Raw genomic sequence first — 11230 nt, forward strand, 5'->3', positions numbered from 1 at the left:
CTTCTTAATGAACTCGCCCTTAAGGCGTGCTGCGTATTCTACGGATTTCTCTTCCCATGTCAAACATTTTTTTCGCTTTTTTTTAAAAATAATGCGTGAATGATCAAGATACATTCTTTGTCCTATATATATTAATGAGTAGTAATTTGTACATTATAACTTCATAGAACAATAGCACTCAGTATTTTCTAAGTGACCTCATGGTGTGTCACTTACTTACCTCCTAATTATTTTCACGAAGACATGATTATTTTTTGCAGAATACTGGCTATCTCTCAACTTTTTTGTTAATCTTCAAGCTTCAATTATGGCGGCTCTATTGGTTCCCTCGCGGCGATAGACTGTGAACCCCGTCAGGCCCGGAAGGGAGCAGCGGTAGCAGTTGATTCGAGCGCCGAGGTGTGGCTCTTAGAGCTGCCACCCAACTTGTGAAACATGTATGAGCTATCTGGCACTTGCCCGTAAATGGCGACCACGCACATTTTCCCAACTGGTTGGCCAAGAGCACATCAATAAGGCATTAATTAATGCGTTGGATCAGCAACGTTTACATCATGCCTACCTTTTTACTGGTACCCGCGGCGTGGGAAAGACCAGTGTGGCCCGTATTTTAGCAAAATCGCTTAATTGTGAACAGGGAATCAGCTCACAACCCTGTCTACAATGCAGTATCTGTACCTCTATTGAGCAAGGACGCTTTATTGATTTAATCGAAATTGATGGTGCCTCAAAAACTCGCGTTGAAGATACCCGCGAGCTACTTGATAATGTGCAGTATGCTCCAGCAACAGGCCGCTTTAAGATTTATCTTATTGATGAAGTCCATATGCTATCTCAGCATAGTTTTAATGCTTTACTCAAAACACTGGAAGAGCCACCTGAACATGTGAAATTCATTTTAGCCACTACGGATCCACAGAAACTTCCCGTGACTGTTTTATCCCGGTGCTTACAATTTAGTCTACGACACTTAGCAACAGAACTAATTAGCCAGCATTTGCAATTAATCCTTAAAAAAGAGCAATTAGACTTTGAAGTACAAGCTATAGATATTCTTGCTCAGGCAGCACGTGGAAGCATGCGCGATGCCTTAAGCTTGCTAGATCAAGCAATCACAAGTTGTACTGAACAATTAAAAGCAAGTGATGTCAAAACAATCTTGGGTTATACCCAACAAGATTATGCGATTCAACTCCTGCAAGCCCTTGCTGCTCAGGATTCCCTCTCATTGCTGACGATTAATCAGAAGATTACGCTTGAGGGTGGGCATTTTCAATACATTATTGATGAATTACTCAATTATCTTCATCAAATTGCAGTATATCAATGTATTGGTGATCATAATGCACTGATTAGCCCATCCACTGAAATAAAAACATTATCCCCACAATTGTCTATTGAGGATGTTCAATTATTTTATCAAATTGCATTAAAAGGTCGTGAAGAAATTCATTTAGCCCCGACTTTAGCCATTGGTTTTAACATGACGATGTTGCGCATGCTCGCTTTTAGACCTGCACCCATAGAACAATTAAGACAAGTGCAGACAATAAGGCAAGTGCCCCCCTCAAGCACACCGACAGTACAGGAAATAACAGCACAGCATATTACCGAACCACTGGTTATGGAAATACCTGAAAACCCTCCTGAACCATTACAATTCAGTGAGCAATTGCAGACGCCAGAAATAGCTATTGTTGAGCCAGCATCAATACCTTCAAATAGGATTGCACTAAGAAATGAATTGCCGAATTGGGCACATATTATTTCAAAACTAAAACTAACTGGTCTTGCATTAAACGCCATCGAAAATACAGAATTGATTGCGCATGATGGCCACGATGTAATACTGCGTGTTGATAAAGGGCATCAATCACTCTTTACACCAACGGTAATAATGCGAATTGAAACTGCTCTCAAGAATTATTATCAGACACCCATTAAAATTACACTAAATAGCGATCAATCCGTTCAATCTTCCCCCGCCCAGCAAAAAGAGGCGGCAGTACAACAAAAACAGCAGTGTGCAGAAACAGCGTTGTACGATGACCTGATGTTTCAACAACTTCAGAAGGATTTTTCAGCAGAATTGGTTAAAAATTCTATTGTCCCGCTCAAAGATGACTTATAATATAATAAACAAACAATTTTCCCTTAACTTCTAAATGTACAAGTTAAGTTTATTAAAAACATAAACAAAGAGGCTTTAATAATGGATATGAATCAAAATCTTGGTAACTTAATGAAAGAAGCACAAAAAATGCAGCAACGTATGCAAGAAGCGCAAGAACAACTAAGTAAATTAATTGTCACTGGTGAAGCTGGCGGAGGTATGGTAACCATAAGCATGAATGGCCGTCATGATGCAACTAAAGTTAAAATTAAACCCACTTTAATGGAAGAAGATATAGAAATGGTTGAAGACTTAGTGGCTGCTGCAATCAATGATGCCGTACGTAAAATTGAGAAAGCCTCCAAAGAAAAAATCAGTCAATTAACTGCTGGCTTGAATATCCCAACTGATTTATTGGGTGATAAGAAGGAATAATCTTCATAATGGATATGTTAAACCGCTTGGTCGAAGCACTTCGCTGTCTTCCAAGCGTAGGGCCAAAATCAGCACAGCGTATGGTATTCCATCTGCTCCAACATCAAAGGCAACGGGGATTGCATCTTGCTGCTTGCTTGGAGCAAGCAATGACACAGATACAACACTGCCAGCGTTGCATGAATTACACAGAACAAAGTATTTGCTCTCTATGTCAGAATCCCAATAGGGACTCTTCTTTGCTCTGCGTTGTGGAAAGTCCTGCTGATGTATCAGCAATTGAACAGAGCAATTCATTTCAAGGCAAATATTTTGTCCTTATGGGTAAAATATCTCCTCTTGACGGATTAGGGCCAGATGATATAGGTTTACCTAAACTTAAAAACCTTATCATTACCGAAAGAATTCAAGAGGTGATTTTGGCTTTAAGCCCAAGTGTTGAGGGACAAACAACCATTCATTTCATTCATCAGCTTCTACGTGAACAGTCTATTCACATCACACAGTTGGCACATGGAATACCCTCTGGTGGAGAACTAGAATTTTTGGATGGCAATACCATTGGAAATGCTCTTCGAAATAGAGCCATAATTAATGTTTAAAACGATATGCCGTATTACCTACATTATATTAGTAACGCTATCCTTATCAGGATTAACACATGCAACTATTTATAAAAATCTATGGTCGCAATGGGCAGTAAATAACCCCTTATCAAAAGAAATTATCTCGCATCAGCTATGGCAAGACTTTTTAAATCGTCGCATGGTTACAAATAATGAAAAGATTAATCTTGTTGATTATGCGCACATGACGCCTATTGACTTAAATCTTCTCAAAGATTATCTAAAAAACATGTCACAAATTAATATTGATAATTACAATCGCGCAGAGCAATTGGCTTATTGGATTAATGTGTATAACGCTCTGACAGTGCAAACAGTTGCTAATTATTACCCTGTATCGTCTATTCAAGAAATTAACATTTCCCCAGGAATTTTTAGAGTCGGTCCCTGGGGTGCCAATTTAATTACTATTAAAAATACCGCGCTCACGTTAGACGATATTAATAATCGCATCATTCGCCCTATTTGGAATGAGCCTAGGACTCTCTACACGTTGAATAATGCCAGCATTGGTGCCCCTAATTTAAGTAAAAACGCTTATCAAGGGCATCTCATCGAAGAGCAATTAAATAATGCAGCATTTGCATATATCAATTCACTTCGTGGAGTCAATGTTATTGAAGGAAGGCTTATCATCTCCAAAATCTATGATTGGTATGAAGAAGATTTTGGTGGGACAAAACCAGACATAATTACTCATCTATTACAGTTTGCTAAAGAGCCTCTACAAAGCCAGCTAAAGCATGTCAATACCATTGATAGTTATATTTATAACTGGCATCTTAACAGCCCAACGACTAATTCAACATGAAAAAAATCCAAAACATCTATTCCTATTTTGTATACTTTCTTCTGTTTAACTGGTGTTTCTTCGGTTTACAAGTAGCATTGTTGTATTCAAAAAATAGCAGCTTTGTCAGCTCGATTGTTTTACCCCAAATTGCATGGTTACAAATACTCATGACCATGGGCATTCATCTTGCTCTATACTTACTTTTAGCGATATTACAAACTTTTCTTTTGATAAGAGTCTTACAACGTCAAAGGCATCGTTTCTCTGCCGATCATTGGCAAATAATCATTTGGTTATTATGTGTTTGTTTCCTACTAAGCGCGAATGCTTATTTTTTCCCTTTAAGTATATTTAGCAAGCTATTATCGCCACCAATACCACAATTAGTTATGTTGATTATACTCTGCATTTCTGGGTTTTCTTTATTGCTTTTAATCCTCAATAGCTTATTGTATCGACAAAGTATCTACATATTATTGGCCCTATCTCCCTTTCTTCTTTATTTCATATTCAGTAACTTCCAAAATAAAACAAATATCCCACTTGCAAGTACGAAACCTAATATTATCCTTTTAGGAATTGACTCCCTAAGCGTTGAAAGCGTTACCAGGGAAAATATGCCTTTCTTGTCCCAACTCATCAAAAATAGTAGCCAATTTACCAATGCTGTTAGCCCTCTCGCAAGAACATATCCCGCATGGACAAGCATACTCACTGGCTTGTATGCAGAACATCATGGTGCTGCTGAAAACTTGGTAGCAAAAGATATAGTTAAAAGCCAAAACAGCATTGCCTGGACCTTAGCAAATCAAGGCTACACTACAATCTTTACATCCGATGATCGTCGCTTCAATAGCATTGGCCATGAATTTGGTTTTAAATACGTGATTGGCCCTAAACTTGGTGTTAATGATGTATTACTTGGGACATTCAATGATTTTCCCTTAAGCAATTTATTAATTAACTTTCGCTTTAGTAGCTGGTTATTTCCCTTTAATTACAGTAACCGAGCCAGTTATTTTTCTTATTATCCACAAACATTTAATCGTAAACTGGAAAATGCTCTTAATGCTGAAGTGCGCCAATTTCCCATATTTTTAGCAGTACATTTTACCCTTCCTCACTGGCCTTATGCATGGGCCGAGTCTTCAGCCACACAATTAAATAATGAATTTAGCATTGAACGACGTAATAGTCTTTACCAACAATCACTGCGTCAGGTAGATCAACAATTTGCTTCATTTTTTACTTATCTTGAACAGAATCATTATTTTGAGAATACATTGCTTATATTATTAAGTGATCATGGAGAAGTACTATATTATCCTAATTCACGGCTCACTAATTATGAAAATTATCAAGGAAAACCACCAAGTCGTTTCGCAGAATACTTAAAACATAAAACAGCAACCGAGTTAAATAAAAGTGCTGGCCATGGCTCAGATATATTAAGCCCAAAGCAATACCACAGCGTACTCGCCTTTCGTATTTATAAAAATGGACAAATGGTCAATAAACCACAAACCATAGATGTGCGTGTGGCGTTAATTGATCTGGCACCAACGATTCTGGAATTTCTACACATGACCATTCCACAAAAAATGGATGGAATTTCTTTATTACATGCAATGGTTGCCCCGTTAGTACAATTACCGCAACGAATTTTTTACATTGAAAGTGGCATGTTTCCCAATCAGCTTTTATCAAAGCAAAAATCTATTGCAATTGGTGAGCTCTATTATAATGTTAATCCCTTAAATGGAGAGCTTGAAATTAAACCGGCTATGATGAAAGCCATCAGCGAGCAAAAAATCTATGGGATCATTAGTGGTGATTGGATATTGGCTCTTTATCCTGATAAAAAAACTTATATTCCGGTAATCCAAAACCTCCATACTGATCGATGGAGCGATAATCTGCATAGCGATTTTGCTAAATCAGCACCAGTAAAAAAAATGTATCAACAAATGCAACACTTCTATGGTAAGGAGCTGTTTTTGCCTGTACCGTGAGCGGAAATGTCATTAAGAATTTTTTGCGTCGTTGTTGTTAAAGGCATAATAACTTGTTTATATTTACTGCATGTGCCTGCTTTTAGAACGATGGTGCTCTTAGGTATTTCAAATACTTTGGATAAGAACAGAATTAACTCCTTATTGGCTTCTCCTTTGTGAGGCTTAGCATGCACAGCAAAATGCACTTCGTGATCAGTGATTTTTATAATAGCGGTTTTCTTCGCATTGGGTTTCACTATAATCTGTAACGTAATTTGTTGGTCCTGTATTTTGAACCACATTGTTGAACCTTAGCATTTTGAAAAAATATCAGCTAAGATGATAACAGAATTTAATTGATAAGAATTTAAATGCCTTGCAAAAATAATTCAGGATTTAAATTTATAACTATATTTATATCAGAAAATTAGGATGAGCTATATGAATGATCTACCAGATTGCCCAAAATGTAATTCACAATACACTTACAAAGAGAATGCACTTTTTATTTGTCCTGAATGTACCTATGAGTGGACTACTCAAGATGATGAACGCAATACGGATAATAATGCTACCGAAGCAGTTAAAGATTCGTATGGGAATATACTTAAAAATGGCGATACCATTACCGTAATTAAGGATTTAAAAGTTAAAGGCTCCTCTCAAGTAGTAAAAGTAGGAACAAAAGTTAGAAATATTAGGTTGTTACCTGGAGAAGATCATAACATTGATTGCAAAATTGAAGGAATTGGTCCAATGAAGCTTAAATCAGAATTTGTCAAAAAAGTGTAGCACTCGATGCACTGTAGAGCTGTTGCTGCATTAATTCGATATAATAATGCAAAATCCCCGAGCGCATGCGCAAGGAAATTAACTTTTCAGGGGAACAGGTTGTGGAAATAAGCGGTCAAGAATATAGTTTCAGTTATCCTATCCTCCTCAAGCGACCGATGCTCTGCCTAAGTACTATTTCTATAATAATAGTACCGAAAATAATTGCAAGTCGACAATAATCTTGCCAAAATCAACATTCTGTCTGTTATACCGTTATTGCAGGAATAAACTCATGTCGGATCCCAACTATTTATTATTTATTGATGAGACTTCCGTATGTGAGGATATAAAAAATTATTTTGTGCAATTTAATACTGCTATTATTGAACAGCAAAAATTATTTCCTCTTAAAACAGAGTTTGGAATACCTATTGCTATTTTAGTCCATTGGTCTTTATTGAAAGATGACTTACAAGCAATTTATCAGTTTTATACTACTTATCAGGTTCCTTTACTTGTAATCAGCGATTATCCTGATGAAGAAATATGCATTAAAGTTCTTGAGGCTGGAGCGGATGATTTTATCATCAAGCCAATCTATCCTCGGGAATTACACGCGCGCCTTAACGCAATTAATCGCCGTGTTTTGCGTGTACGTCAGCAGCATTCAGAAGAAAAAGAGGCCTATGTATTTAATAACTGGCGGCTTTATCCAGCTGCTCGAAGAATATTTAATAACGAGAATAATCAAGAGTTACCTTTAAGTGCTGGAGAATATGATTTACTTCTCACTTTTATCCAACAGCCACAAAGGGTTTTAGATAGAGAGCTTTTATTACATATCACGAAAAATAGTGACTTGAATCCCTTTGATCGGCGAATTGATGTACAAATAAGCCGTCTACGGCAAAAAATAGAGATTGATGCGAAAAAACCTTTATTGATAAAAACAATCCGCAATAGTGGTTATTTATTTACAGCAAAAGTAATCATAGTTAAGGAAAATGAGAACCAATAAAAGCCCATCACAGTATCACATACTCACACTTGTTATTTACGCTTCTTATTTACTTTAAATACCTTGACGCTTCGTACCGTATTATCACTAACTTTTAATACTTCAATATGATAATTATCAATGGTTAAACATGAGTCTGGTGGTGGAATATAGCCAAGATACTCAACAATTAAACCGCTTAATGTTTTTGGCCCAATTAAAGGCAATTGCCAGCCCATGAGGCGGTTTAAATGACGTAAGGTCGCACTACCATCAATAATTACCGAATCATCATTTTGTGGCATAATGTCTCGACTCAATGCCGCAATATCCGTAGTAAATTCACCAACAATTTCCTCAAGAATATCCTCCATGGTTGCTAAACCAAGAATATTACCATATTCGTCTACAACAAAAGAGCTACGCTTTTTCATTTTACGAAAATTAAGAATCTGGATGTTTAAGGGTGTACCTTCAGGAATATAATAAGGAATATCCGCAGCTCCTAATAAACTATTCAGATCAAGCTTATTTTCTAAAGCAAGATTTAATACATCACGCACATGGATCATTCCCACTAACTCATCTACAGTACCCCGATAAAGTGGCAACCGAGTATGTTGCGCCGTTTCTAATTGTTCTAGTAATTGTATCCATGGTTGCTCTAAATCAATACCAACAATCTCTGCTTTAGGAATCATGATGTCTTCAACAGTCGCCGTTTCTAAGTCTAATAGACTAATTAACATACTTTTATGTTCAACAGGCAATAAGCCACCTGCTTCATGCACCACAGAGCGTAACTCTTCACCAGTGAGTGCTTCTTTTTGAATACGATCTAAAGAAATACGAAATAGGCGTAGTATTCCATTAGAAATCAACGTACAGGCCCACACTAACGGAGCAAAAATCTTTTGTAAAATCTTTAATGGTAATGACGTTGCAAAAGCAACTTGTTGCGAGTAAATAGCTGCAAATGTTTTAGGGATCATTTCTGCAAATACTAAAATGATCAACATTAATAAGACAGTAGCAATAGCTACACCCATATCACCATACAAGCGTTGTCCAATTAAAGTAGCAATGGTTGAAGCCACAATATTCGCTAAGGTATTGCCAATTAATATAACACTTAAAAGCAAATCGGGGCGTGATAGGATCTGATTCACACGTATTGCTTGCTTATCATTTTTTTTTACTAGATACTTTAATTTATAGCGGTTAATAGACATCATACCTATTTCAGTACCCGCAAAAAAAGCAGCAAAAATAATTAAAAAGATCAGTATGATAAATAGCGTAGAAAGATGGAGATCCACGAGTTTCCTTATACTTTTGGCACCAAAATGTACATTACCATAGGGTACTTAAGAAAGCGAGTTTTCATGAAGTTAAATGCTGTAAACAAACCATCTACAGCATTAAAAAATAGTTTATTTATGCGCGTTATAACGTGCAACACTGGACGTAATTTCTTGCAGTGCTGTCTCAACACCAACCCAGCCTTCAATTTTAACCCATTTACCTGGCTCTAAATCTTTATAGTGGGTAAAGAAATGTTCTACAGAGTTTAATAAATGTTGTGGTAAATCTTCATATGATTTAATTGATTCATAAATTTTCGTTAATTTATTGGTTGGCACTGCTAAAAGCTTGGCATCGATTCCAGACTCATCCGTCATCTTTAACATACCCACTATACGACAAGGAATCACAGAACCATTAATCAAAGGAACCGGAGTAATCACCAATACGTCTACTGGATCACCATCTTCTGATAGAGTATTTGGAATATAACCATAGTTTGCTGGATAAAACATCGGTGTAGTTAAAAAGCGATCAACAAATAAAGCCCCCGATTCTTTATCAACCTCATATTTAACGGGTTCACTATGCATGGGGATTTCAATAATTACATTAATTTCATTTGGGACATCATGTCCTGTTTTAATCTTCATTAAGCTCATATATTTCCCCTATTATCTAAATTGATATCATTTTGCATCTCTTTCTTGGATGCAAACATCTCATCTAATAAAAGCGGCTATTATGCGAAAATTTGTATCAAAAGGCAAAGAGAAGCTGTCGTAATATGCTCTAGGAATGTATAATATGCGATTTAGCCCAAAGACTAGGAGTGCTTATGGATTGCTTATTTTGCAAAATCGCTACAGGTACAATTCCTGCAGCAAAAGTGTTTGAAGATCACGAAATGATGGCATTTCGTGATCTCAACCCGCAAGCGCCTACGCACATATTGATCATACCAAAGAAGCATATTGCTACACTTAATGAAGCGTGTGATGAGGATCATGCCCTGTTGGGAAAAATGATTTTAAAAGCAAAGAATATTGCGCAAACTGAAGGATTTAGTGATACAGGTTACCGATTGGTATTTAATGTTAATCCTCATGGCGGTCAGACGGTATTTCATATTCATTTACATTTACTGGGTGGCCGACAAATGAGTTGGCCGCCAGGTTAGGAACTATATAATGCAAGAACTTTATAAGAAACTATTAACTGAACTTGGCGAAGACGTAACTCGTGAAGGCTTGGCAGATACACCTGAACGTGCAGCAAATGCAATGCGTTATCTAACGAAAGGTTATCATGAAAATCTTAATGATATTATTAATGATGCCTTATTTGCTTCAGAAATGAGCGAAATGGTGATTGTTAGAGACATCGAAATGTACTCTATGTGTGAACATCATTTACTGCCCTTTTTAGGTAAATGCCATGTAGGCTATATTCCTAATGGCAAAGTGGTAGGCTTATCAAAAATTGCGCGCATTGTTGATTATTTTGCACGCCGATTACAAATTCAAGAGCGATTGACCACTGAAATTGCCAATTGTATTGAGTCAATTACCGGCGCGCGCGGTGTTGCAGTGGTTATTGAAGCAAAACATTTATGCATGATGATGAGAGGTGTTGAAAAACAAAACTCGGTCATGAGTACTTCAGTGATGTTGGGTGATATGCGCAATAATGCCACTAGTCGTGCAGAATTTTTAGCGCTCATTCGTAAGAATTAGTCATAATAAGTAATTAGATCGCCAAAGCCAATTACTCCAAGCGTAGCACTCTCCTGAATGGGAGTGGATGTGTGTCACCCCTAGTAAACTTGAAAGAAGTTTATTAGGGGTGACCTTACGAGCTACGAGCCAAAAAATTGCAAGAATATGTATTTTTTCATTAAAAACCAGGCAAGATTCAAAAATTAATTCACTTTGCAAACTTAGGTAATTCAATATCCTCTTGAACTATAGACAAAACATCACTTTCATCAATTATTTTTAGTTTTGTGTCTTGACTATAATCTGGATCAACAGATGGTCTTTGAGGCTGCATTTTTTTTGTAAATAACCCGATTGATAGGGCAAGAGTAGTAGTTGGCCTAGCGCTCCGGAACTTGCGCTGTGACGCAAAAGTCTGAATAGGAAAGACTAAAAATCTGGCACCATTGATTGCTATTTGACTTTTGTGATTGAT

Annotated in this window: 13 protein-coding genes and 1 other RNA gene; 10 read left to right on the top strand and 4 right to left on the bottom strand. The window is 36.9% G+C overall.

The window, feature by feature from the left end; all coding sequences use genetic code 11:
* Positions 1 to 317 precede the first annotated feature (317 nt).
* From ffs to QM652_RS12390, 6 genes are all read left to right on the top strand, one after another.
* An RNA gene (gene ffs / locus QM652_RS12365) (signal recognition particle sRNA small type) lies at positions 318 to 414 on the top strand.
* A 25-nt stretch (positions 415 to 439) separates the two neighbouring features.
* Positions 440 to 2131 (top strand): DNA polymerase III subunit gamma/tau, encoded by a 1692-nt coding sequence (gene dnaX, locus QM652_RS12370; RefSeq protein WP_415076257.1) that lies wholly within the window; start codon positions 440 to 442, stop codon positions 2129 to 2131.
* 81 nt (positions 2132 to 2212) lie between these two features.
* Entirely contained in the window at positions 2213 to 2548 is a 336-nt protein-coding gene (locus QM652_RS12375; protein ID WP_415076259.1) for a YbaB/EbfC family nucleoid-associated protein, read from the top strand.
* Between the two features lie 8 nt (positions 2549 to 2556).
* Positions 2557 to 3150: a recombination mediator RecR gene (gene recR, locus QM652_RS12380; RefSeq protein WP_415076261.1), complete on the top strand. Its 594-nt coding sequence runs from the start codon at positions 2557 to 2559 to the stop codon at positions 3148 to 3150.
* Entirely contained in the window at positions 3143 to 3985 is an 843-nt protein-coding gene (locus QM652_RS12385; RefSeq protein WP_415076263.1) for a DUF547 domain-containing protein, read from the top strand. Before recR ends, QM652_RS12385 begins: the two co-directional genes overlap by 8 nt.
* Complete coding sequence (locus tag QM652_RS12390; RefSeq protein ID WP_415076265.1) at positions 3982 to 5979, top strand: sulfatase-like hydrolase/transferase; 1998 nt, start codon at positions 3982 to 3984, stop codon at positions 5977 to 5979. Before QM652_RS12385 ends, QM652_RS12390 begins: the two co-directional genes overlap by 4 nt.
* On the opposite strand, the gene QM652_RS12395 is transcribed toward QM652_RS12390, so the two are convergent.
* On the bottom strand, positions 5946 to 6263 hold the full coding sequence (locus tag QM652_RS12395) for a DUF167 domain-containing protein (protein ID WP_415076267.1): 318 nt from the start codon (positions 6261 to 6263) through the stop codon (positions 5946 to 5948). The two genes, QM652_RS12390 and QM652_RS12395, sit on opposite strands and share 34 nt — an antisense overlap.
* A 139-nt stretch (positions 6264 to 6402) precedes the next feature.
* Between QM652_RS12395 and QM652_RS12400 the strand changes: the two genes are divergently transcribed.
* Positions 6403 to 6753 carry a zinc ribbon domain-containing protein YjdM gene (locus tag QM652_RS12400; RefSeq protein WP_415076269.1) on the top strand — a complete coding sequence of 117 codons (351 nt, stop codon included), beginning with the start codon at positions 6403 to 6405 and terminating at the stop codon, positions 6751 to 6753.
* 274 nt (positions 6754 to 7027) lie between these two features.
* On the top strand, positions 7028 to 7753 hold the full coding sequence (locus tag QM652_RS12405; RefSeq protein WP_415076271.1) for a winged helix-turn-helix domain-containing protein: 726 nt from the start codon (positions 7028 to 7030) through the stop codon (positions 7751 to 7753).
* A 32-nt stretch (positions 7754 to 7785) separates the two neighbouring features.
* On the opposite strand, the gene QM652_RS12410 is transcribed toward QM652_RS12405, so the two are convergent.
* Both QM652_RS12410 and ppa read right to left on the bottom strand, forming a co-directional pair.
* Positions 7786 to 9051 carry an HlyC/CorC family transporter gene (locus QM652_RS12410; RefSeq protein WP_415076273.1) on the bottom strand — a complete coding sequence of 422 codons (1266 nt, stop codon included), beginning with the start codon at positions 9049 to 9051 and terminating at the stop codon, positions 7786 to 7788.
* 114 nt (positions 9052 to 9165) lie between these two features.
* Entirely contained in the window at positions 9166 to 9699 is a 534-nt protein-coding gene (gene ppa, locus QM652_RS12415) for an inorganic diphosphatase (protein ID WP_415076275.1), read from the bottom strand.
* Between the two features lie 176 nt (positions 9700 to 9875).
* Between ppa and QM652_RS12420 the strand changes: the two genes are divergently transcribed.
* The gene (locus tag QM652_RS12420; RefSeq protein ID WP_415076277.1) at positions 9876 to 10217 is read left to right on the top strand and encodes a histidine triad nucleotide-binding protein; all 342 of its coding nucleotides are present in this window, start codon (positions 9876 to 9878) and stop codon (positions 10215 to 10217) included.
* Positions 10218 to 10227: 10 nt separating this feature from the next.
* On the top strand, positions 10228 to 10773 hold the full coding sequence (gene folE, locus QM652_RS12425; RefSeq protein WP_415076279.1) for a GTP cyclohydrolase I FolE: 546 nt from the start codon (positions 10228 to 10230) through the stop codon (positions 10771 to 10773).
* 190 nt (positions 10774 to 10963) lie between these two features.
* Here folE and QM652_RS12430 read toward each other — a convergent pair.
* Positions 10964 to 11230: hypothetical protein (locus QM652_RS12430; RefSeq protein ID WP_415076281.1), on the bottom strand; the 267-nt coding region annotated here is incomplete at its 5' end.

The sequence above is a fragment of the Legionella sp. genome, assembly GCF_047605385.1.
GTDB lineage: Bacteria > Pseudomonadota > Gammaproteobacteria > Legionellales > Legionellaceae > Legionella.

Bases quoted from the DNA above. Each gene is read 5' to 3' on its own strand.
- QM652_RS12390 (WP_415076265.1), top strand. From the start codon at position 3,982: ATGAAAAAAATCCAAAACATCTATTCCTATTTTGTATACTTTCTTCTG.
- QM652_RS12405 (WP_415076271.1), top strand. From the start codon at position 7,028: ATGTCGGATCCCAACTATTTATTATTTATTGATGAGACTTCCGTATGT.
- QM652_RS12375 (WP_415076259.1), top strand. From the start codon at position 2,213: ATGGATATGAATCAAAATCTTGGTAACTTAATGAAAGAAGCACAAAAA.
- folE (WP_415076279.1), top strand. From the start codon at position 10,228: ATGCAAGAACTTTATAAGAAACTATTAACTGAACTTGGCGAAGACGTA.
- ppa (WP_415076275.1), bottom strand. From the start codon at position 9,699: ATGAGCTTAATGAAGATTAAAACAGGACATGATGTCCCAAATGAAATT.
- recR (WP_415076261.1), top strand. From the start codon at position 2,557: ATGGATATGTTAAACCGCTTGGTCGAAGCACTTCGCTGTCTTCCAAGC.
- QM652_RS12400 (WP_415076269.1), top strand. From the start codon at position 6,403: ATGAATGATCTACCAGATTGCCCAAAATGTAATTCACAATACACTTAC.
- QM652_RS12385 (WP_415076263.1), top strand. From the start codon at position 3,143: ATGTTTAAAACGATATGCCGTATTACCTACATTATATTAGTAACGCTA.
- QM652_RS12395 (WP_415076267.1), bottom strand. From the start codon at position 6,263: ATGTGGTTCAAAATACAGGACCAACAAATTACGTTACAGATTATAGTG.
- dnaX (WP_415076257.1), top strand. From the start codon at position 440: ATGAGCTATCTGGCACTTGCCCGTAAATGGCGACCACGCACATTTTCC.
- QM652_RS12420 (WP_415076277.1), top strand. From the start codon at position 9,876: ATGGATTGCTTATTTTGCAAAATCGCTACAGGTACAATTCCTGCAGCA.